Consider the following 22845-nt stretch of genomic DNA (forward strand, 5'->3'; position numbering starts at 1 on the left):
GCCGTTGAGAGAGGTGATACATGTGTTTCAGGATATCACGAGTCTGCTCCAAAATGAGCTTCCGATTATCAGCACCATACGTCTTTTTGATCTGCTGGATATTGCCATCCTCTCTCTGATCATATACAAACTGCTCTGGATGCTCCGGAAAAGCAGCTCCGGACGGGTCTTACGAGGAATCCTGATCCTGCTGGTAGCCATGTGGATCTCCTCGGAGCTCCCACTGACGGCCACCAGTTTCATGCTGAACAAGGTAGTAGAGTGGGGCGTTCTGGTCCTAGTTGTCCTTTTCCAGCCCGAGATACGCCGCTTTTTGGAGCGGATGGGGAGCAGCCGCCTGGGACTGAATTTTTCCAGCAGCAGGGCCACGCCTATGGAGATCGAAACCGCTATTACCCAGACGACCGAGGCATATGCCGACCTTTCCAGAGATAAGGTTGGGGCTCTGATGGTCTTTGAGCGCAAGAATCTCCTGGACGATGTCATTAAGACAGGGACGGCTCTGGACTGCGGTGTATCCAGCGAACTGCTGAAGAACATCTTTTGGAATAAAGCGCCTCTGCATGACGGTGCTGTCATTGTTCGGGAGGGCCGTATCGTGGGCGCTGGCTGTATGCTGCCCCTGTCCGGCAATGTGAACCTGAGCCGCGACCTGGGGATGCGCCACCGGGCAGGGATCGGGATGAGCGAGCATTCGGATGCGGTGGTAGTTATCGTGTCGGAGGAAACGGGCTCCATCTCCGCGGCCGTGGGAGGCATGCTCAAGCGGCATCTGGCACCGGAGACCTTAGAGCGGCTGCTGCGGAACGAGCTGTTGAGCGAGAGCAAGGAGGAGGAGAAGAGCAGCCAGTTCCCTCTGTTGAGCCAGCTCTTTGGCGGAAACAGGAAAGAGGGTGACCGCTCATGATGGGACGACTGAGAGAGAGCAAATGGGTATATGTCCTGCTGTCCGTCCTGCTGGCAGTGCTTTTTTGGTTTTATGTGCGGGCGGAGGTGGACCCCACTCAGCCTTATACCATCCATAATGTGCGGGTAGAGCTGACTGGGACCAATGTATTGACCAGCCAGGGGCTGACCGTGGCTGGTCTGTCCACTGAAACTGTGAACTTACGGATTGAGGCGCCCACCAGCGTGGCGGCCAACCTGCTGAAGAACCGTTCAAATCTCTATATCCCTCTGGATGTTTCCCGCTGTGTGGAGGGGGAGAATGAGTTAAGCTACAAGCCCAGCTATCCCGCCAATGTCAATGTGTCTGATGTGACCTTGCAGGAGCAGGACCCGGCGACCATTATCGTAACAGTGGATAAACTCTATACAAGCTCTTTTGACGTAGAGTTTCAACTGAAAGGGCAGGTGGCGGAGAACTATCAGATGGGCACCGCGGCTGTGAGTCCGGAAAGTGTGACCGTCAGCGGCTCGGTAGAGCAGGTCAGCCAGGTCGCCAAGGTGGTTGCCATCCTTGAGGATGAAAATTTGGACGAGCGCTTTGCCGGAGATCTTCCTCTCACCCTGCTGGACCGGGAAGGGAATCCGCTGACTGATCTGGATGTCACCCTCAGCGCGGACTCCGCCTATGTGGTGGTTCCTGTGGTGGTGCAGAAGGATGTGGGTCTGACGGTCAATGTGATTCCTGGCGGCGGAGCCACAGCGGATGACGCGGTTATCGAGATCGAGCCGGATATCATTACCGTGACCGGACCTGAAACAGATATAGAGGGTCTGGAGGAGATATCTCTGGGCAGTGTCGATCTATCCAAGGTCGTGGGGACGAAAGAGTATACCTTCCCCATCACACTGGACCCTGGATTAGAGAATGTCAGTGGGATTACCTCTGCTAAAGTGACTGTTAAGGTAGATGGCTTGTCAACTGCTACCTTCGAGGTGGGCAACATTACGGTAAGCCAGCCGCCGGATGGATATACGGCCGAGGCGGTCACGCAAAACCGTACAGTGACTATCCGGGGTAGAACGGAGGATCTGGAAAAGATCGATGCCAGCCAGATCCGGATCGTAGCGGACGTGTCGGAGGTGACCACCACTGGGCTGATCCCGGTCACCGCCCGAGTCTATCTGGACGCCGGCGGGAGCGTAGGGGTCATCGGGGATTATTCCATTGTAGTCAATGTGAGTCGGAGCTAATTTGGAGGCAAAATACCATGGTTCAGAACGCAATCGTAAAACAGCGGATAGGTGAGGGAGTGGTCCAGGTCTCCCTCCTGCGGCAGATGGAGTGCGGACTTCACTGCGATGGAGCCTGTGCTGGCTGTACCCAAAAACCCACGCAGGAGATCCTGGCGTTGGCCAGCGATCCCATTGGGACCAAGCCCGGCGATGTGGTGGAGGTTGAACCCACGTCTGGGCACAACATCAGCACCTCCGTGGTGGTGTTCCTGCTGCCCTGCGTTGGGTTAGGTGCGGGTTATATGCTGGGCCAATCCCTTCTGCATCTGGGCGATATTGCCGCTCTGGGGACCGCGTTGCTGGGACTGGTACTCGGCTTTGTTCCCGCGTGGCTGATTAACCGGGCGATCCTCCGCAGCAAGGCCCCTGAATTTGCTGTTTTGAAGCTGCTCCATTAAAGACGGAAACGTGCAGTGTTTGGATATGTAAGGCCCTGCCGCCCGGAGATGAAATGCAGGGAGTTTGACCTGTACCGGGCAACCTACTGCGGCTTGTGCCGCTGCTTGCGCCGGCGCTATGGGTTGCTGGCCCCTATGTTCCTGAACTTTGATTTCACCTTTCTGGCTCTTCTGCTGTGGGAGCCGGAGGAGCGTTTTACTCCCTGTCAGGGGCGGTGCCACGCCAATCCTCTGGTCAAAAAGCCCATGTGTCCTGACAGCGAGGCGCTGGAGTTGGCGGCGGATGAGAGTGTCATCCTGGCATGGTGGAAGCTGCGGGATTCGATCAAGGACGAGGGCTTTTGGAAAGCCATGCCCGCGAGAGGACTTTCCCTTCTGCTGCGTCCATCTTACCGGAAGGCTGCGGTTCGCTGTCCTGCCTTTGACCAGCAAGTCCAGGACAGCCTGGTGGAATTGGAACAGCTGGAGCAGGCGAGTTGTCCTTCGATGGACCAGTCGGCCGATACCTTTGCCCGGCTGCTCCAGGGAGCGGCATCGAAAGAGGGAAAACAGGACCGGGTGTTATCCCAACTGCTCTATCAGCTTGGGCGATGGATCTATTTGGTGGACGCGAGGGACGACATGGAGGAGGACCGGGCAGCCGGGCGGTATAACCCGGTGATAGCCCGATTTGGCCCCCAGGGGGATGATGAAAACTTAAGGCGTACCTTAGACCATTCCCTGGGGCTGATGGGCGCTGCTCTCCAATTAGGGGAGTTTGGCTGCCGAACCCCGATTTTAGAGAATATCCTGTACCTGGGGCTGCCTATGGTGCAGCGGGCTGTCTTTGATGGCAGCTGGCGAGAGATAAAAAAACAAAAGATTTGGAGTAACAACTGATGAGAGATCCGTATAGCGTCTTAGGTGTGGACCAGAATGCCAGCGATGAGGAGATCAAGAAAGCTTACCGTGAGCTGGCACGAAAATACCACCCCGACAACTATCAAAACAACCCTCTGGCAGATCTGGCGGAAGAGAAGATGAAGGAGATCAACGAGGCCTATGACGCCATCACCAAGAGCCGTGCCGGTGGTGGCGGCTATCAGCAGTCCTCCGGGAGTTATAGCCAGCAGAGGTCTTATGGCGGCTCCGCAAACCCCACCTTTGCCCAGATCCGCAATCTGATTAACGCCGGTGATCTCCAGACCGCGGAACGCCTTTTATTGGAGGTGCCCCAGAAAAACGGGGAGTGGTATTTCCTCTCCGGCAGCATCGCCTACCGCAAGGGATGGCTGGATGAGGCCATGCAGAACTATTCCATGGCGGTCCAGATGGAGCCCAACAATATGGAATACCGCCAGGCTCTGTCTATCATGCAACGTGGCAATGTGGGTTATCGCCCCTATGGCTATACCAATACAGTAGACGGGATGGACTGTTGTACCTCAATGCTGTGTCTGAACTGTCTGTGTGGGGGAGGACACTGCTAAATGTCACGTCGGGATCGTGAACAGAGCGTCAGAATTGCTCTGGGCGGTATGCTGGGGGCGGGGAGCCTGGTCATTTTATGGCTGGCCTGTATCGTACCTTCGGGCTGGCTGGGTCTTACAGCTGTGGCTGGCCTGTTTCCAGTGACTGCGACATTGTATGCTGGCCGCGCGGCTGGCTATATGTGCTGGGCGGCAGGTTCCTTGCTGGGACTGGTCCTGCTGCCAAATAAGGGGATACCTCTGCTCTATCTGGTGTTTCTGGGCCTCTATCCGGTGGTAAAGAGCCGCATCGAGGGGTTGCGCCGTGGAGCGGTAGAGTGGCTCTTGAAGCTGATTTTCTTTAATGTTGCTTTGATCCTGTGCTGGTTTTTATTTCAGGGATTGCTTCTCCCTGACCCGCCCCAGTGGCTGGAGGAGGGAATCGCTATCTTTTTTGCTGGGGGAAACCTGGTATTTATCTGTTACGACATCGGCCTATCCAGGCTCATCGGTTTGCTGGGACATCGTCTGAGTCGGGGAGGCAGGCGTTGAGCTATAATCCATATCAAGGAGAGTGACCTGATTTGGTCAAGAGCATGACCGGTTACGGCCGGGCGGAGGAGACGGTCAACGGCTGCACAATCACAGTGGAGCTGCGCTCCGTCAATAACCGCTATCTGGACTGTAATGTCCGCATTCCAAGGCTGTATCTGTTTTCTGAGGATGCCATCAAGACACGGGTGCAGAGCGCCATTTCGCGGGGAAAGGTAGACGTATTTGTCACGATGGACAGCACGGGCGCCGACGATATACAGGTGTCGGTAAACAGGCCCCTGGCCGCCCAATACGCCGCTGCTCTGAGAGAGCTGGCAGAGTTTTGCGGTGCGGGCTCCTATCATATTACCCCTGAGACACTCTCGCGTTTTCCTGAGGTGCTGTTGGCCCAAAAGGCGGAAGAGGATGTAGAGCAGATGGCAAAAGACATATGCGCGGTCCTGGACCGGGCCTTGGCTGATTTTGACCAGATGCGCACCCGAGAGGGGGGACGGCTTAGGGAGGACATTCTGGCCCGTGCCGCCTTGATTGAGGAGAAGGTGGGGGTGGTGGAGGCGCGTTCCCCTCAGACTGTTTCCGAGTATCGGACCAGGCTGGAGAGTAGGATGAACGAGGTGCTGTCCAACACCCAGCTCGATCCGGCGCGCATCCTGACAGAAGCCGCGATCTTTGCGGACAAGGTGGCCGTGGACGAAGAAACTGTGCGGCTGCGCAGCCACATCGAACAGCTCCGGGAGATGCTGGACAAGGGTGGAGCGATTGGACGGAAGCTGGATTTCTTGATTCAGGAGTTCAACCGGGAGGCCAATACCATCGGATCTAAATGCAGCGATATTGACATCGCCCGTCAGGTGGTCGATATCAAGGCGGAGATTGAAAAGATTCGGGAGCAGGTCCAGAATATCGAATAAGGAGGAACGGCGCTGTGAAGCTGATCAATATCGGATTTGGCAGCCTGATTTCCGCCCAGCGGCTGCTGGCGGTCATCGCGCCGGAATCAGCCCCGATCAAACGCATGATCCAGGAGGCCCGAGAGCGGGGCGTACTCATTGACGCCACCTATGGGCGTAAGACCTGCTCCGTGCTGGTAATGGACAATGACCATCTGATTTTGTCCGCTCTTTCGCCCGATGATGTGGCCAGCCGGCTGGAAGGAGAAAAGGCGGACAGACAGGAAGAGGAGGGGGCCACATGGCCATAAAGAAAGAAAAGGGGCAACTGATCGTCCTCTCCGGGCCCTCTGGTGTGGGCAAGAGCACGGTGATCGCTGAACTATTGGGACAGCGCCCTGACATCTATTTCTCTGTGTCCTACACCACCCGTCAACCCCGTGTGGGGGAGCAAGATGGGGTCAATTATAACTTTGTAGACCGGGCTGAGTTTGAGCGGATGATCGCCGCCCAGGAGCTGCTGGAATATGCCGAGTATGTCAATAACTACTATGGGACCTCACTCAAGGTAATACGGGAGAAGCTGGCGGCCGGCATTGATGTGCTGCTAGATATCGAGGTTCAGGGAGCGGCCAAGGTAAAGGACCAGTGCCCAGACGCACTGTCCATCTTTATCATTCCGCCCTCCTTTGAGGAGCTTTCCCGACGTCTTCACGGCCGGAATACCGACAGTGAGGAGGTTATCTCCGGGCGTCTGGAAAAGGCTCGGATCGAATTTCGGGAGATACCGAATTATGACTACCTGGTGATCAACGACAAGGTGTCAAATGCGGTTTATGAAATCGAGTCCATCCTGACCGCCGCCCAATGCCGGGTGGAGAACCGGAGCGGTATGCTCTCCCAGTTTATCTGAGCGAAAAAGTTTTAACGATTATGGTTGAAAAGGGGTTTTTATCATGATGCTCTATCCCGCTATGAAGGATTTACTGAAGAAGGTGCCCAGCCGCTATGAGCTGGTAAACGTTGTGGCCTGCCGGGCCCGCAAGATCGCCAGCGAGGCGGAGACGGCTGGTGTGCCGCTGGACGACAAGCCGGTCAGCATTGCCATCCGGGAGGTGGCGGAAGGAAAATTGGACCAGGAGTAAAGGGAGAGAAAGCAGGCGAAGGGGAACCTTGCGCTTGCTTTCCTTGTGATAGGGGGTGGTCGGACCGTGGGACGGAAAATCGCAAAAGTCGCTGTTTCCAGGGCCGTCTACGCTATTGATAAGCCCTATGACTACTGGATCCCCAAGGAGTTGGAGAAGGAACTGGTGCCTGGTATGCGGGTGCTCGTCCCTTTTGGAAGCGGAAACCGGGGGACGGACGGCATTGTCCTCTCCATCCGTGAGGAGGGGGAGGGTGGCCCCTCTCTAAAAGCCATCCAATCTAAGTTAGATGATGCGCCGGTGCTGGACCATAAAGGGATCCAACTGGCCCTTTGGATGCGGGAACGCTGTTTCTGTACGATGTATGACTGCGTCAAAGCCATGCTGCCGGCAGGGCTCTATTTCTCACTCCGGGATCAGGTAGTGGTCCAGGGAGACAAGGAAGCGGCCTATCAGACGGCGGAGGGGGCGGCCCTGGCGGTACAGCTCTTGGACCTGCTGTATGACTGGGGCGGAAGGGGAGATATGGAACAGATCCGTATGGCCTTCGGCCCCAAGGATCCCAATCCGGCGATCCATCTTTTGGTGGAGAGAGGCGCGGCGCGGCTGGAAACAAGTACACGCCGGGGCGTAGGGGATAAGCGGGAGAAGCTGGCGGTGTTGGCGGTCCCCACGGAGGACGCTATGGCGATGGTCACGCCCAAGCGAAAGACGGCTCCCCTTCGATACTCCGTAACCGAACTGCTGTGTACACTGGGTGCGGCTTCGGTCAAAGAGTTGTGTTATTTCACCGGGGCTTCTATGCCTACCATAAAATCCCTAGAAAAAAGTGGAATATTGACCTTGGAGGAGCGGGAGGTGTTCCGACGCCTGCCTGCCATCCAGGTGGAGCCGGCCCAGCCCCTGGTGCTCAACCGGGAACAGCAGGAGGCGTTTGAGGGGCTTGACCAGCTGCGCCGGAGCGGTCAGCCGGCTGCCGCGCTGCTCTATGGTGTGACAGGCAGCGGCAAGACACAGATCTATATCCGACTGATCCAGGAAACCAGAAAGCAGGGGAAAACAGCGCTAGTCCTGGTGCCGGAGATCGTTCTGACACCGCAGCTGCTAAGAATATTCACTTCTCACTTTGGGGATCAGATAGCCGTCCTTCACAGCTCACTTCGGGCGGGGGAGCGGTATGACGAGTGGAAGCGGGTACGTGAAGGAACAGCTACCGTGGTCATTGGCACCCGGTCCGCTGTCTTTGCCCCTCTGGACAACATCGGCGTCATCATCCTGGATGAGGAGCAGGAGACCAGCTATAAATCAGAAAATGTTCCACGGTACCACGCCCGAGATATTGCGAAATACCGCTGTGTCCAGCACGGGGCTCTGCTGGTGCTGGGCTCCGCTACTCCTTCTGTGGAGAGCATGTACCATGGGCAGGAGGGGACATACCACCTGTTCCAGCTGAAGAACCGCTATAACCAGCACCCGCTTCCACAGGTTATCCTGGCCGATATGAAGCAGGAGCTGCGTCAAGGCAACGCCTCCGCCATCAGCTCCGTGCTCCGGCGGGAGCTGGAAGAAAATCTGGCGCGGGGCGAGCAGTCGATTTTGTTCCTCAACCGCCGGGGAGCCAGCCGAATGGTCTCCTGCGGAGAGTGCGGGCAGGTGCCTGAGTGCCCCCGGTGCTCAGTGAAGCTGACCTATCACTCGGCCAACGGCAGGCTCATGTGCCATCACTGCGGCTGGTCCCAGCCCCTGCCCCCGGTGTGTCCCTCCTGCGGAGGACTGCTGAACTTTATCGGGGTGGGGACCCAGCGGGTCCAGGAGGAGTTGGAAGCGTTGTTTCCAGGCACGCAGGTTCTGCGGATGGATACGGATACAGTTTCAGCGGCCCACCCCCATGAGGAGCTGCTGGACCGCTTTCAGAAGGAACGGATTCCCATTTTAGTGGGGACCCAGATGGTAGCCAAAGGTCTGGACTTTGAAAATGTGACTTTGGTTGGGGTCATCGCTCCCGATTTGTCCCTGTATGTGGACGACTTCCGGGCTGGGGAACGCACCTTCTCTCTGCTGACCCAGGTCGTAGGCCGCGCAGGGCGGGGGGACAAACAGGGACGAGCGGTCATCCAGACCTTTACCCCGGAAAACGATGTGATCCGATGTGCCGCAAGCCAGGATTATGACAGTTTCTACCAGTCCGAGATCCTGCTGCGTCGGCTGCGGGGCTACCCGCCTTTTCAGGATATCATCGTACTCACCGCCTCCAGTGTGGATGAGGTGGCTGTCCTGCGGTGCTGTGACCGACTGCGGCAGGCGCTTGACCAGGAGCTGAAGCGATACGCTCCGGGCGGTTGGCAGGTGCTGGGTCCGGCTCCGGCTGCGGTGGCGAAGGTGAATAACCGCTACCGTTATCGCCTGACTTTGACTGGCCCCTGTACCAGGGAAGTCCGTAGATTGATTGCTCATCTCATCCGGTCCGTCCATCAGGATAAGGACAACCGGGGGGTGTCCGTGTATGGAGATTGGGATCCCTATCAGAGTTAGACTTGGGCTTTGAGGCCCCGACAGAAGAATAAAAGGAGAAAATAACATGGCGATTCGTACGATCCTAACCAAGGGCGATCCGGCCCTGAATAAGATGTGCCATCCCGTCACCAAATTTGACCAGAAGCTGTGGGAGCTGCTGGACGACTTGAAGGAGACGCTGGCAAAGGCCAACGGCCTTGGGCTGGCCGCTCCTCAGGTGGGCATCCTGCGCCGTGCGGTCATCGTGGTGAATGATGATGGAGAGATGCTGGAGCTGGTCAACCCTGAAATCGTTGACCAGAAGGGCGAACAGGACGGACTGGAGGGCTGCCTGTCTGTCCCTGGACTGTGGGGCTATGTGAAGCGGCCGGCTTGGGTTAAAGTAAAGGCCCAGGACCGGGATGGAAACTGGTTTGAGGTGGAGGGACAGGAACTCACCGCCCGCTGTTTCTGTCACGAGTTGAGCCATCTGGACGGCCATCTGTACACGGAACTGACGGACAAGCTCTATACTAACGAGGATTTGGACCAGATGATGTCGGAAGAGGAGCAGGAGGAGCGGGGATGAGGATCGTCTTTATGGGCACTCCAGACTTTGCTGTTCCCTCCCTAGAGGGGCTGATTTCCGCGGGACATGAGGTGTGCGGGGTGTTCAGCCAGCCGGACAAGCCGGTTGGGCGGCACCAGAACAAGCTTCAGCCTACACCGGTCAAGTCCTGCGCCGCAGCTCATGGGATCCCGGTCTACCAGCCTACCAAGCTTCGGGATGGCACAGCATTAGCCCAGCTCAGGGAGCTGGCACCGGAGCTGGTGGTGGTGGCCGCCTATGGCCGTATCCTACCTGACGATATCCTGGCTCTGCCTCCAATGGGCTGCATCAATGTCCATTCCTCTCTGCTGCCCAAATACCGGGGGGCTGCCCCCATCAACTGGGCAGTGATCCGTGGGGAAAAGGAGACAGGTGTGACCATTATGTATATGGCCGGGGAACTGGACGCCGGAGATATCATCGCCCAGGAGACAACCCATATCGACCCGGAGGAAACGGTGGAGAACGTCCACGACCGGCTGGCTGACCTGGGTGGGCGGTTGCTGGTCCAAACTGTGGCGGAGCTGGCTGCCGGGACCGCCCGGCGGATCCCTCAGGACCACAGCCAGGCTACGCTGGCTCCTATGCTGTCCCGAGAGCTCTCTCCCATCGACTGGAGCAGGAGTGGGCGGGACATCCATAACCAGATCAGAGGGCTGGTGCCATGGCCAGCCACATCCACGGACATCTTTTCTGCAGAGCCAGTCAAAGTGTTCAAGTCCACCCTTCTGGACCAGGGGACGGACAAACAGCCTGGTACAGTGGTCGCCGCGGGGAAGGAAGGTATCGATGTGGCCTGTGGGGACGGAAGGCTCCTCCGTATCCTAGAGCTGCAGGCTCCTGGCGGCAAGCGTATGTCCGCCGCCTCCTATTTGGCTGGCCATCCCATTCACCTGTGATTGAAAAAGGAGAAACGCCATGGGAGCGGTCATTTATCATGGCATTTGCCAATTTATAGGGAGACTTGCCTGTATTTTATAGTCATCCCGGCTGCTATGATAGGAGGACCTGATTGGCATTCTGTTTTAACGCTGAGAGAAATGGTAAGAAAGTGAGAGAAAACGAAGTTTTTCTCAAGTTTTCCCCTCCTTTTTCTTTCAAGAAAAGAAGAAGAAAGGCCGGTGAGAAGCATGGACGCACGCGAGGTATCGTTGCAGGCGCTGTATGCCTGCCACAAGCAAGGGGGCTGGTCGGATGGTGTGTTGAAGAAACAACTAGCTCAACACGGAGCGGACAGACGGGATGCGGCCCTTGCCACCCAACTGTGCTTTGGCGTGCTTCAAAATCAGATGCTGCTGGACTTTTATCTGTCCCGGTTTTCCAATATTCCCCTGAAGAGGATGGAGGAAAAGGTGGTACAGGCCCTGCGCTTGGGGGCATACCAGCTTCTCTTTCTGGATAAGATTCCCCAGAGCGCGGCGGTAAACAGCTCGGTGGAGCTGGCCAAACGGCACTGTAAAAACCCCAGGGCGGCGGGAATGGTAAATGGTATTTTGAGGGCGTTGGTCCGAAGTCTGGACGATCTGCCCACGGTACCTCAGCGGGACCCCACCTCTTATCTGTCTATTTTGTATTCCCATCCGGAGTGGATGGTAAAGGAATTTCTCTTGGCCATCGGGACAGGGGAAACATCCAAGCTGCTTGCAGCAAATAATAGCCAGCCACCTATGTCCGTTATGGTGAACACAACAAAGATTACGGCCCAGGAGCTGCGGGATAAGCTGGAGGAGGCGGGGGTGGAGGCACGACTCCACCTATGGCTGAACGACTGTCTGCTTTTGGCCCGGACGGGTAATCTGGAGGAGCTTGATGCCTTTCAAAAGGGTCTGTTCTATGTGCAGGACCCAGCGTCCCGGCTGGCCGTCCTCGCCGCAGGCCCCATCTCCGGCATGAGGGTGCTGGACTGCTGTGCCGCCCCCGGAGGAAAGTCCTTCGCTGCGGCGATTGCGATGGAAAATTGTGGCCAGGTCATTTCCTGCGACCTTCATCCCCATAAAAAGAAACTCATCCAGGCCGGCGCGGACCGGTTGGGTCTGGACATCATTACTCCACAGACCGCCGACGGCAAAGTATTTCACCCGGAGTGGGAGCGTGCCTTTGACCTGGTACTGGTAGACGCCCCCTGCTCCGGGCTGGGTGTCATCCGTAAAAAGCCGGATATCCGCTACAAGGACCCGGCGCCTTTGGAGGGACTTCCAGAGATCCAGCTGGCCATCCTGTCCAATGCGGCCCGGTATGTACGGCCCGGCGGGACGCTGCTCTACTCTACCTGCACGCTTCTCCGTCGGGAGAACGAGGAGGTCATTGGGACCTTTTTAACAAGGGACAGCTCCTTCCAAAAGGAGCCCTTTGTACTGCCTGACCCAGTAGGAGCCGCCCCGGAGGGGATGATTACCCTGTGGCCACATCGCCACGACACCGACGGATTCTTTATTTGTAAGCTTCGGAAGGGGGAGGATTCCCTTTGATTGACCTAAAATCCATGACACTGGAGGAGCTGACCGCTTGGCTCCAAGAGCAGGGAGAGCCCGCCTTTCGGGGAAAGCAGGTCTTTCGTTGGTTCTACCGGGGGGCCACCTCCTTTGGGGAGATGAGCGACCTGTCCAAGCCCCTTCGTCAAAAGCTGGAGGAGCAGTGCTTTCTGTCCAAGCCCAAGGTGGCCCGGAAGCAGGTTTCCGCCCTGGATGGGACGATCAAATACCTCTGGGAGCTGGCCGATGGCAACTGTATTGAAACAGTTTTGATGCGGTACAAGCATGGAAATACGGTATGTATCTCCTGTCAGGTGGGCTGCCGCATGGGGTGTGCCTTTTGTGCCTCTACCCTGGCTGGAAAGGTCCGGGATTTGACTCCGGCGGAGATGGTGGACCAGGTCCTGTTTACCCAGATAGACAGCGGTGAGCCAATCTCCAACATCGTTCTGATGGGCATCGGGGAGCCATTGGATAACTATGACACGGTGATGAAGTTCCTCACCCTGGTCAACCATCCCGACGGATTGAACATTGGGATGCGGCATATCTCTCTGTCCACCTGCGGCTTGGTAGACAAAATTGACAAATTGGCCCAGCGTGGGTTACAATTAACACTATCCGTTTCCCTCCACGCGCCCGATGACGAGACGCGGTCGAAAATCATGCCAGTAAATCGGGGCATAGGGGTGGAAAGGCTGATGGATTGCTGTCGCCGGTATTTCCAGACCACCGGACGGCGGATCTCCTATGAGTACGCCATGATCGACGGAGTTAACGACTCTGACCAACAGGCCGACCGGCTGGCCAGCCTGCTGAAGGGAACACCCGGTCATGTGAATCTAATTCCTCTCAACGACGTGGAGGAGAGTCCTCTGAAACCAAGCAGGCGAGTGGCGGCTTTCCAGAAGCGGCTGGAGAGCCAGGGGGTTACCGTCACCGTCCGGCGCAAGCTGGGGGGAGATATCGACGCCTCCTGCGGCCAACTGCGGAGAAAGGCCATGAGAGAGGAAAATTGACGAAGCGGTGCCGGTGGTGTACCGCTAAGAAGTGAGGTTACATTCCATGGAAGTATGGGGGATTACCCATCGGGGTGTGGTTCGGCAACAAAATCAAGATGCGTTTTCTGCCCGGACAATGGATGACGGACGGGTGATCGCTCTGGTCTGTGATGGAATGGGAGGCGCCAGAGCAGGCAATGTGGCCAGCGCTATGGCTGTGGACCTGTTTATGGACCGCTTTCTACGGGAGAGTGGCGATGACCAGGAGCGGATGCAGCGGGCGGCCTCCCAGGCCAACCAAGAGATATTCCAAAAGGCAGCCACAGATGAGGATTGCACTGGGATGGGCACCACACTGGTGGCTGCTCTGGCCGGAGCGGGGGAGGCGGTCATCCTTAACGAGGGGGACAGCCGGGCCTATCATATCAATGGGGACGGCATCGTGCTGATCACCAGGGACCACTCTCTGGTCGAGGACCTGGTGGAGCGGGGAGAGCTGACGAGAGAACAGGCCAGGACTCATCCGCATAAAAATTTGATTACCCGGGCCCTGGGCGCCGAGCCTGTGCTGTTGGCGGACTGCTTTCGCCAGCCGCTGGCCCAGGGTGATTTTCTCCTGCTGTGCAGCGATGGGTTGAGCAATCTGGTCACAGAGCAGGAGATGCTCTACGAGGTGATCCACGGCGGTGACAGCGAAAGCTGTCCCCAGCGTCTGCTGGACATCGCCCTTCACCGGGGCGCGCCGGACAACGTGACAGCGGTCCTGATCCGCTGCTGACGGCCCCGGTTATGAACAAGAAGATAGGGAGGATGTTACCATGGATCAATACATAGGTAAATTACTCGACAACCGATATGAGATACTGGAGCTTATCGGCTCCGGCGGCATGGCCAGGGTGTATAAGGCACGGTGCCACCGCCTGAACCGGCTGGTGGCTATCAAGATTTTGCGGGAGGATCTGGCCCAGGACGCCGAGTTCCGCCGCCGCTTCCACGACGAGTCCCAGGCTGTAGCCATGCTGTCCCACCCAAATATCGTGGCTGTCTATGACGTGAGCCGCTCCTCCCAGCTGGAGTATATCGTCATGGAACTGATCGACGGGATTACCCTGAAGCAATATATGCAGAAGAAGGGGAACAAGCTGAACTGGCGTGAGGCCCTCCACTTCATCACACAAATTACCAAGGCGCTGGGCCACGCCCACAGCCGGGGCATTATCCATCGGGACATCAAGCCCCACAATGTGATGGTGCTCCGGGACGGGAGCGTAAAGGTGGCCGACTTCGGCATCGCGCGGGTGGCCTCCGGGGGCCACAGCACTTTGACCCAGGAGGCGCTGGGCTCTGTCCACTATATCTCTCCGGAGCAGGCCAGGGGTAGCTTTATTGACGCACGCTCCGATTTGTACTCCGCCGGTGTGGTGCTCTATGAAATGATCACCGGACGGCTTCCATTTGAAGGGGATACCCCGGTTTCGGTGGCCATTCAGCATATCAACTCGATCCCTCTGTCTCCCAGAGAGATCGATCCATCAATCCCTGAGGCACTGGAGGCCATCACTATGAAAGCGATGGCCCCCAATCCGGACAACCGATACCTCAACGCGGATGAAATGCTGGCGGATCTGGAGGAGTTTCGGAAGAATCCTACCATTAATTTTGAGTATAATCTCAACGAATTTTCCGTCGCATCCCCTGAAGAGGAAGACAGAGACAAGACTCAGATCCATGCGGTATCGGCCTCACATCGGAGCCGGGAGGCAAGACCAGAGCGGCGCCATTCCGGCGGCCACAGAGAGGACCACCGCCCTCGCCGCCAGGAGGAGGACGAGGATGGGCCGCAGGGAGGCTTCCCTTGGCCGGTGGTGGGGGCTGTGGTAGCTATACTGGCTTTTATCGGCGTGGTTGTCTATTTCCTCTACAATACCTTCCTGTCCGGCCTGTTTACACCGCAGATCAGCTATGATGTACCAAATTTGATTGGTAAGAGTTATGAGGAAGTGATGACGGACCCGTCCATACTGGGTGAGCATTTTACGGTGGTCCTGGGAGAAACAAAGACCGACGAGGACACCGACGCAGGTGTAATCCTCCACCAGGACCCGGCAGCGGACTCCAAGGTCCAGGATGAGGTGACACCTATCACCGTGACTGTCAGTGGCGGACCGGAAACAGTGAATATGCTTGACCTAAAAAATATGGAGTATTCCAAAGCCTATCTGGCGGTCACAGAGATGGGGCTGAAGGTGGCCACCCCCACCTATGAGCATGACGATACGATTGCCTACAACCATGTCATATCATTCACGCCGCTGGAAAATAATCCGGTTCCCCTGGGAACGGAGGTCCATATGGTAGTCAGCCTGGGGCCAGCTACGGAGACCTTTTCCATGCCCAGCCTGGTAGGCTTAACCCAGGAAAAGGCGGAAGAAGATATTACCGCCCTTGGGCTGAAGGTGGGGACTGTCACCCCTGTGTACAGCGATACCGCTCAGGCGGGGCAGGTAGTGTGGCAGTATCCTGAGGCGTATAAAGAGGTCGAGGCTGGAAGCGTTGTCAGTCTTCAGGTCAGCCAGGGACCGGACCCCAGCACCCAGGCTAAGGATGTCACCAAGACGTTGAGCGTCCCTCTGCCGGAAACTGGTGGAGTAGCGTTTATTCAGATCCTGGCGGACGGAGAGGTCGTTTTTTCCGACGATATAGACACCACAATGGAAATGCTGGTTGAAGTATCGGTGACGGCCAAAGCGGGAGAAAGCAAGAATATGTCCCTCTATGTAGATGGCGTCCTACAGAACAGCTGGACAGAAAGTTTTGAAGGATGATGGCGGAAGGTACGATCATGAAGGCCCTCAGCGGCTTCTATTATGTGGATGACGGAGCGAGCGTCTATACCTGTCGGGGACGGGGCAGGCTTCGCCATATTAAGATGACGCCTCTGGTGGGGGACCGGGTACGGTTTACCCCATCCTTAGATGGCAGCCCGGGCACGCTGGATGAGATCCTGCCTAGGAGAAATGAGTTTTTCCGTCCTGCGGTAGCCAACATCGACCAACTGGTTATCATCGCTTCGGAAGCTGTACCGGTTACAGACCCTTTCCTTATCGACCGGGTGGCCGCCATCGCCCAGAGCAGGAACTGCCAGTGTATCATCTGCATCAATAAATGCGACCTTGCAGATGGCCAGAAACTGGCTGGAATCTATCACAGGGCTGGCTTTCCAACCCTTCGCATCAGCGCGGAAACCGGGGAGGGACTGGAGGAGCTTCGCAGTCTAATCACCGGAAAGGTATCTGCCTTTACAGGAAATTCGGGGGTAGGGAAATCAAGCGTATTGAACGCGCTGGACTCTGGAATTGCCCTTTCCACCGGGGATGTGAGCCAAAAGCTGGGCCGGGGCCGGCATACCACCCGCCATGTGGAGCTGTACCGCCTGTCGTGTAGCGCCTTGGCAGCGGATACGCCGGGGTTCTCTTCCTTCGATGTGGACCGCATGGAGCTGGCCCGCAAAGAGGAGTTGCAGTATGCCTTTCCAGACTTTGCGCCCTACCTGGGACGATGCCGGTTTCAAGACTGCGCTCATGTGAAGGAGAAGGGCTGCGCCGTTTTGGCGGCTCTGAAAGAGGGAGAGATTGAACCAACTCGGCATCAGAGCTATGTACGCCTGTATGAACAGGCCAAAGCGATTCCAGATTGGGAGCGCGGATAGGAAAGGAGCGGATGACGATTTCGTCATCCGCTCCTTTCCTATTTCTAAATCCCAAAGTGGAGGAGATGGAGAGAAAAGAGGAGGATCAGTGACACGGACCAGCCCTTCCGCCATATAATGGTAACAGCCGGAGACGGTCAATTTAGGGGAGGGGAGGCGTGTTCATGGGTATCGTAGTGGTGCGTTCCCCCAAATGCCTGCGGGGACTGCTGCGCAGGATCTTCGGGGTGCGATAAGTCCTGAGAGGGGAAAAAGCAGTCATACATTCTGCCGTTCTCTCATATGGTGTCACAAAGCCGGGGCCGCGTTCCGCCGGCCTGACACCATGATAAGGAGAGGACAATGACCATGGAACTGGAATTTGAACGGGATACAATCGTATGTTATGAAACACTGACTGAGGTGACGCTCTGCCAGGAGGAAACGCTGGAGTCCATTGTTCCGGACGCCTGTCCGGATATTCTGCGGATCGTGGATGTGTGCGGTCAGGCTACACTCAGCTCTAAGGCAGCCAAAGAGGGTATGGCGGTAGTAACCGGCATGGTCCGGGCTGTCATTCTGTACCAGCCTGAGGGTTCTGCCGGGCTGCGCCGTATGGAGGTGGGACTTCCATTTACCTGTCAGGCCGAGGCCCCAGGGCTCACGGACCAGGGATATGTAGAGGCCAGTCCTCGCCTGCGCTGCGCTGAAGCGAGAGCACTAAACCCCAGGAAGGTGCTGCTCCGGGTGGATCTAGCGGTAGATGTGACAGCACTCCAGCCAACAGAAATCCCTATCTGTAGCGGCGCGTCTGATACTGAAGACCATACACTGTGCCAGCGCCAGTATCAGGGAGAAAATTATCAGATTTCATCTGTCCAGGAAAAACCCTTTACATTTACTGAACAGATCAGACTTCAGGGAAACCAAGGAGAGATTCCTCAACTTCTGGCCAGCCGGGCCAGTGCTGTATGCTCAGAAAACAAGCTCATAGGAACCAAACTGATTCTGAAAGGGGTGGTTGAGCTGGAGCTGCTCCTTCTGGAGGCGGGCGGCGGATTGACCACTAACCACGAGTCCATGCCTTTCTCTCAGATTTTGGAGGTAACAGGTGCTGGAGAAGAGGGAGATTGCCAGGTCCTGGTGGAGATTACAGACTTCCGGTGCGGTCCCAGCAGTGAGGACAGCCGCAGCTTGGAGGTGACGCTGGAGCTGCTGGCCCAGGCTGAGGTGCGCTGCCACCGTCCGGTAACCTTGCTCCAAGACCTATACAGCACCAGCTGGCAGTTGGAGGCGGACCGGGACAATCAGCAGCTGTTCCAGCTGGGGGAGCAGTCGATCCGTCCCCAGGCCGTCCGGGAGCTGCTGGAGACAGGTGAGATGGTACGAAGCGTGGTAGACAGCCGCCTGGCTCTGGGCCAGGTGAGCCAGAGCAGGGAGGGGAAAGAGTTAGTCCTGACCGCCGAGGCTTGGATCACTGTCATGTACCTGGATGAAAATGAGATGGTCCAGTGTGTCCGCCGGACTATTCCAGTCCAGTGCCGCCTGAACTGTTCCGAGGGCAGTCGGTGCAGCTGCCGCTGTTCCACCTCAGGCGAAGTATTTGCCACCCCCTCCGCCGGCGGCGTGGAGGTACGGTTTACCGTCGAATTCCACTGCCTGACTACGGAGTGCATCTCTGTGCCTGTGGTTCGTGGCGCCAGACTTGGGGAGGCACGGTGCAGCAGCGGCGTTAGACCCTCTGTGGTGCTGAGGCTGGCTGCCCCCGGAGAGGATATCTGGGATATTGCCAAGGCCTACGGCACAACTACCCAAGAGATACTGCAGGCCAATGAGTTGGAAGAGGGCACACTGCCCACTGGTATCATGCTGTTGATTCCCAGTACCCGGTGAAAGGAGTGCTTGTGCTCCGGACATAGAGAATAGGGAGGATGGATGCGCTCTGCGGCCATCCTCTCTATGTTTTTATGGAAAAGAGGTTTCCTGCTGTTATATTATACAGCTTATCCTCATAGATTGTATGGAAACTACCGGCTGACCAAAGAGCCGAAGGAGGAATTGCAGTGGAAGATCGCAAAATCTACGAGGATATTGCCCTGCGGACCGAAGGGGATATCTACATCGGCGTCGTGGGGCCGGTTCGTACAGGAAAATCCACCTTTATCAAGCGGTTCATGGAGACTCTGGTGATTCCCAATATCGAGAATGTATACCGGAGGGAACGGGCACGGGATGAGTTGCCTCAGAGCGGCTCCGGCCGCACCATCATGACCGCCGAGCCAAAGTTCGTCCCCGAGGAGGCCGTCTCTGTCCAGGTAGAGGGGGGAGCTGCCTTTCAGGTCCGGCTGATCGACTGCGTAGGCTATATGGTCAGTGGGGCCGTGGGCCAGCTAGAGGGGGAGAATGAGCGCATGGTCACCACTCCTTGGTTTGACCATGAGATCCCTATGGCTGAGGCCGCGGAGATCGGTACCCGAAAAGTGATTTCAGAGCACTCCACGATTGGCATCGTAATCACAACAGATGGGACGATCACCGACATCCAGCGGGAGGATTATTTAGAGCCTGAGGAACGGGTCATCTCCGAACTGAAGGAGCTGGGCAAGCCCTTTGTTGTACTGCTCAACTCCGCCTATCCGGAATCTGACCGTGCCCAAGCCATCCGGGCGGATATCGCGCAACGGTACGACGTTACCTGTGTAGCGGTCAACTGCCTGGAACTGAGCCAAGAGGAGATCAACGATCTACTCAAGGGCGTCCTCTATGAGTTCCCCATTAAGGAGCTGGACCTGTTTCTTCCGCCTTGGGTGGATGCCCTGCCCCAGGAGCATCCCATCAAAGCGGAGCTATACAGCGCCATCCGGGAGGGGACCAGTGAACTGCGCCGGATACGGGACGTGGAGCAGGCCGTCTCCTCATTCCAGAACTGCGAAGTGGTAAGTGGAGCGCGGATCACCTCAATCGATTTGGGCACAGGGCTGTCCGCGGCCACACTGGACTTGCCCCGTAGCCTATTCTACGCTACACTGTCCCAGCAGTCTGGCTTCCAGGTAGGGGATGACGGAGATCTGATGGCCCTGCTGACAGAACTGGCCAAGGTGAAATGCGCCTACGACAAAGTATCGGACGCCTTAGAGCAGGTGGAGCAGACGGGATACGGAATTGTGGTGCCCTCTATTGACTCCCTCGTGCTGGAGGAGCCTGAAATCGTCAAGCAGGGAGGACGATACGGGGTACGTCTGAAAGCCAGCGCCCCCTCCATTCATATGATCCGAGCAGATATTGAAACAGAGGTCTCGCCCATCGTAGGGGGAGAGAAGCAGAGCGAGGATATGATTAACTATCTCCTTCAGGAATATGAGGGTGATTCCAGCAAGATCTGGGAGGCCAATATTTTTGGAAAGTCTCTCCATGAGCTGGTCAATGAGGATCTAAATTCCAAGATCAAACGGATGCCTGAGGATGCCCGGACCAAGTTAAGGGAGACCCTCCAGCGTATCATCAACGAGGGATCTGGAGGGTTGATCTGCATCATCCTGTAGTGAGAATGAAGGATATAGCCCGCGCCTCCCCGGCAGATCTGCCGGAGAGGCGCGATTTTTCTAAAAGAGACAAAAGACCCGCTTCTGGGTGTTTCAAGTTAAAACAACAGAAAAGAAAATTTTTAGCACAAAATAGATTGAGCGAAATCCTTTCGGAATTAGCTCTTGTATTATAAAAAATTTGAAGGTATAATGTAAAAGAAATTATATCATAGAATGGGGTATCGTAAGGATATAATTATTAAAGCAGACGCGGGTGATTATATGAAGGAGCTGGACAAAAACTATCTTGCGCCGATTGCAAGTAAATCGATGGTGGATATTGTGGTGTCCAGACTGACCGAAGCGATTATCAGTGGAGAGTTAAAACCTGGCGACCAGATCCCAGTGGAGTCGGAACTGGTCCGGAAATTTGGCGTCGGGCGAAATACAGTGCGTGAAGCGGTTCGTATTTTAGTCGCCTATGGCGTATTGACGATTCGACGGGCCGAAGGGACCTATGTATGTGACGGGTTTTCTCCCAAGGTACTCAATCCAATGGTATACAGCATCATTCTGCGCAGTGGGAGCTCTTTTAATGAGTTGATTGGTCTGCGTGAAGTGGTGGAGAACGGTATTATGCAGATGCTGCTGGAAAAGCGCATTTCAGAGGAACAATGGAAGGTGCTTTACCAGAAGTATGAGAAACTAAGAGGCTATTTGATGGAGGATCCCCCGGATTTTCAGAAGATTGCCGACGCCGATATCGAGTTTCATGATGAGCTGGCCCGGTCCACCGAGAACGCTGCCATCATGATTGTACATAGTAATATCGTGGAGCTGACCAAGGCATCTCGACTAAAGACTATTGAAACAGTCATTCAGAAAGGGGACAGGCAGTACCTGATCGATACGCACAAAAATCTGCTGGATAAGTTGGCTGGTACAAATATGGAAGAATTGTATCAGGCAATCAATGACAGCTACTTCTATTGGCGTGGAGTTTATAAGGATCAATAGGGTACAGTGTTTCGATTCGTACCAAAGGAAAGAGGTCCGGCTTTTGGCCTGGACCTCTTTTTTTGTCTGACATTCCGAAAAGATTGAAATAAAAAGCGAAAATGTCCAGAAATTAACTCAGAAAGCCTGCTTTGGTGAAATTATACAGCTTTAGATTTAAAAATTAGTTAGTTCAACGAAGTTGCCCGAGTTGAAAAAAAGGACATTGACTTTCCCTAAAAGATAGTCTATTATGATGGTCGTAACATCCTATGTTCGGAAGTTTGCTGTCAAATCTACTAAAAGCGGTCGCTTCAGCGGATGGAAGAATGAGGAAAGGGAAACACATTTTTTGGAGGGAAACACATGAAGAAGAAAATTTTAGCTTTGGCTATGGCTTCTGCCATGGCGCTGTCCCTGCTGGCTGGATGCGGCAGTGGCAATGACACAAACACAAATAGCACTGGCAGCAATGGGGGTACCGCTTCTGGACCTCAGTATGATAAAGTGACCCTGCGTTTGAGCTGTAACGGTACGGACCTGGGCAACGACACCCGTACTGCCAAGCTGTTTGCCGAGAAGATTGAGGAGAAGTCCGGCGGACTGGTCACTGTTGATGTATTCCCCAATGACCAGCTGGCTAGCGGCAATATGAGCAAGGGCCTGGAACTGCTGGCCGACGGTACTGTGGATATCGACATCCATTCCACCTCCATCATCGCCAACCTGGATAACCGAATGATGGTAAGCACTCTGCCCTGGATTTTTGCCGACTATCAGGAGGCGGAGGACGCTTTCTTTGGCGAGGGCGGTGAGTTCCTGAGCTCTGTTCTGGCTGAGAAAGGCATCACTTATCTGGGCGCTGTCCACAACGGCTTTAAAGCTATGACCAATAGCAAGCATCCCATCCAGGATCCTGATGACCTGAAGGGACTGAAGATCCGTGTGCCCGGCGGTGACTTCTTCTCCGCTTTTTATACCGCCTTTGGCGCTAGCCCCCAGGCCATGAGCTGGAGTGAGGTCTTTACTGCTCTGCAGCAGGGCACCATCGACGGCCATGATAATAGCCTTGGTACCATCAACTCCGGCAACGTCCAGGAGGTCCAGAAGTACATCTCCATTTCCAACCATGTGTACGAGGCGTTTACTTGGATGGCCAATTCCAACAATTTCAACAAGCTGAACGCTGATACCCAGGCTTTGATCCGCGAGTGTGTGGAGGAGGCCTGCAAGGAAATGAACCAGACCCTCATCGCCGAGGAGGCGGACCTGAAGACTAAGTTTGCCGAGGAGAACGGCTGTGAGATCTACGAGTTCACCGACGAAGATGTGGCTGAGTTTACCGCTGTTGTTCAGCCTGTCATTGACGAGTACAAGGAGATCTACGGTGCGGATGCTTGCGCTGCCTTTGGCATCGAGTGATTCCAGAGTTTTCTAAGTAATTA

General features: G+C 55.8%; 22 protein-coding genes. All 22 read left to right on the top strand.

Annotated elements, in window-relative coordinates; genetic code table 11:
- The first annotated feature begins 22 nt into the window (after positions 1-22).
- The 22 genes from cdaA to WKS99_RS07795 all read left to right on the top strand — a co-directional run bounded on the left by cdaA (position 23) and on the right by WKS99_RS07795 (position 22822).
- Complete coding sequence (gene cdaA / locus WKS99_RS07690; RefSeq protein WP_262669758.1) at positions 23-907, top strand: diadenylate cyclase CdaA; 885 nt, start codon at positions 23-25, stop codon at positions 905-907.
- Positions 904-2139, top strand: a complete 1236-nt coding sequence (locus WKS99_RS07695) for a CdaR family protein (RefSeq protein WP_147572261.1) — start codon at positions 904-906, stop codon at positions 2137-2139. Before cdaA ends, WKS99_RS07695 begins: the two co-directional genes overlap by 4 nt.
- 17 nt (positions 2140-2156) lie before the next feature.
- Positions 2157-2579 carry a SoxR reducing system RseC family protein gene (locus WKS99_RS07700; protein ID WP_147572262.1) on the top strand — a complete coding sequence of 141 codons (423 nt, stop codon included), beginning with the start codon at positions 2157-2159 and terminating at the stop codon, positions 2577-2579.
- A 15-nt stretch (positions 2580-2594) separates the two neighbouring features.
- On the top strand, positions 2595-3458 hold the full coding sequence (locus WKS99_RS07705; RefSeq protein WP_340405686.1) for a DUF5685 family protein: 864 nt from the start codon (positions 2595-2597) through the stop codon (positions 3456-3458).
- The gene (locus WKS99_RS07710; protein ID WP_186852517.1) at positions 3458-4048 is read left to right on the top strand and encodes a J domain-containing protein; all 591 of its coding nucleotides are present in this window, start codon (positions 3458-3460) and stop codon (positions 4046-4048) included. Before WKS99_RS07705 ends, WKS99_RS07710 begins: the two co-directional genes overlap by 1 nt.
- On the top strand, positions 4049-4579 hold the full coding sequence (locus WKS99_RS07715) for a hypothetical protein (RefSeq protein ID WP_240287754.1): 531 nt from the start codon (positions 4049-4051) through the stop codon (positions 4577-4579).
- A gap of 32 nt (positions 4580-4611) precedes the next feature.
- Positions 4612-5493 (top strand): YicC/YloC family endoribonuclease, encoded by an 882-nt coding sequence (locus WKS99_RS07720; protein ID WP_147572266.1) that lies wholly within the window; start codon positions 4612-4614, stop codon positions 5491-5493.
- A 14-nt stretch (positions 5494-5507) separates the two neighbouring features.
- Positions 5508-5783, top strand: a complete 276-nt coding sequence (locus WKS99_RS07725) for a DUF370 domain-containing protein (protein WP_340405687.1) — start codon at positions 5508-5510, stop codon at positions 5781-5783.
- A complete protein-coding gene (gmk, locus tag WKS99_RS07730; protein WP_186852651.1) occupies positions 5780-6385 on the top strand; it encodes a guanylate kinase in 606 nt (201 codons plus the stop codon). Before WKS99_RS07725 ends, gmk begins: the two co-directional genes overlap by 4 nt.
- Before the next feature lie 43 nt (positions 6386-6428).
- Positions 6429-6617, top strand: a complete 189-nt coding sequence (gene rpoZ, locus WKS99_RS07735; protein WP_147572269.1) for a DNA-directed RNA polymerase subunit omega — start codon at positions 6429-6431, stop codon at positions 6615-6617.
- 66 nt (positions 6618-6683) lie between these two features.
- On the top strand, positions 6684-9149 hold the full coding sequence (priA, locus tag WKS99_RS07740; protein WP_340405688.1) for a replication restart helicase PriA: 2466 nt from the start codon (positions 6684-6686) through the stop codon (positions 9147-9149).
- 46 nt (positions 9150-9195) lie between these two features.
- Entirely contained in the window at positions 9196-9699 is a 504-nt protein-coding gene (def, locus tag WKS99_RS07745; RefSeq protein WP_147572271.1) for a peptide deformylase, read from the top strand.
- Positions 9696-10619: a methionyl-tRNA formyltransferase gene (gene fmt / locus WKS99_RS07750; RefSeq protein ID WP_340405689.1), complete on the top strand. Its 924-nt coding sequence runs from the start codon at positions 9696-9698 to the stop codon at positions 10617-10619. The genes def and fmt overlap by 4 nt, the downstream gene beginning before the upstream one ends.
- A gap of 231 nt (positions 10620-10850) precedes the next feature.
- Positions 10851-12188 (top strand): 16S rRNA (cytosine(967)-C(5))-methyltransferase RsmB, encoded by a 1338-nt coding sequence (gene rsmB, locus WKS99_RS07755; protein ID WP_262669752.1) that lies wholly within the window; start codon positions 10851-10853, stop codon positions 12186-12188.
- Entirely contained in the window at positions 12185-13210 is a 1026-nt protein-coding gene (gene rlmN / locus WKS99_RS07760) for a 23S rRNA (adenine(2503)-C(2))-methyltransferase RlmN (RefSeq protein ID WP_147572274.1), read from the top strand. The genes rsmB and rlmN overlap by 4 nt, the downstream gene beginning before the upstream one ends.
- Positions 13211-13256: 46 nt before the next feature.
- Entirely contained in the window at positions 13257-13970 is a 714-nt protein-coding gene (locus tag WKS99_RS07765) for a Stp1/IreP family PP2C-type Ser/Thr phosphatase (protein ID WP_147572275.1), read from the top strand.
- A gap of 40 nt (positions 13971-14010) precedes the next feature.
- A complete protein-coding gene (gene pknB / locus WKS99_RS07770) occupies positions 14011-16017 on the top strand; it encodes a Stk1 family PASTA domain-containing Ser/Thr kinase (RefSeq protein ID WP_240287743.1) in 2007 nt (668 codons plus the stop codon).
- A complete protein-coding gene (rsgA, locus tag WKS99_RS07775; RefSeq protein WP_240287742.1) occupies positions 16017-16901 on the top strand; it encodes a ribosome small subunit-dependent GTPase A in 885 nt (294 codons plus the stop codon). Before pknB ends, rsgA begins: the two co-directional genes overlap by 1 nt.
- Before the next feature lie 342 nt (positions 16902-17243).
- Entirely contained in the window at positions 17244-18773 is a 1530-nt protein-coding gene (locus WKS99_RS07780) for a DUF3794 and LysM peptidoglycan-binding domain-containing protein (protein ID WP_240287741.1), read from the top strand.
- A 170-nt stretch (positions 18774-18943) separates the two neighbouring features.
- On the top strand, positions 18944-20422 hold the full coding sequence (gene spoIVA, locus WKS99_RS07785) for a stage IV sporulation protein A (RefSeq protein ID WP_186852521.1): 1479 nt from the start codon (positions 18944-18946) through the stop codon (positions 20420-20422).
- Positions 20423-20686: 264 nt separating this feature from the next.
- Complete coding sequence (locus tag WKS99_RS07790) at positions 20687-21421, top strand: FadR/GntR family transcriptional regulator (protein WP_243200953.1); 735 nt, start codon at positions 20687-20689, stop codon at positions 21419-21421.
- A gap of 345 nt (positions 21422-21766) precedes the next feature.
- Positions 21767-22822 carry a DctP family TRAP transporter solute-binding subunit gene (locus tag WKS99_RS07795; RefSeq protein ID WP_147572279.1) on the top strand — a complete coding sequence of 352 codons (1056 nt, stop codon included), beginning with the start codon at positions 21767-21769 and terminating at the stop codon, positions 22820-22822.
- Positions 22823-22845: the final 23 nt, after the last annotated feature.

The sequence above is a fragment of the Flintibacter sp. HCN-6482 genome (assembly GCF_037892565.1).
GTDB lineage: Bacteria > Bacillota > Clostridia > Oscillospirales > Oscillospiraceae > Lawsonibacter > Lawsonibacter aceti.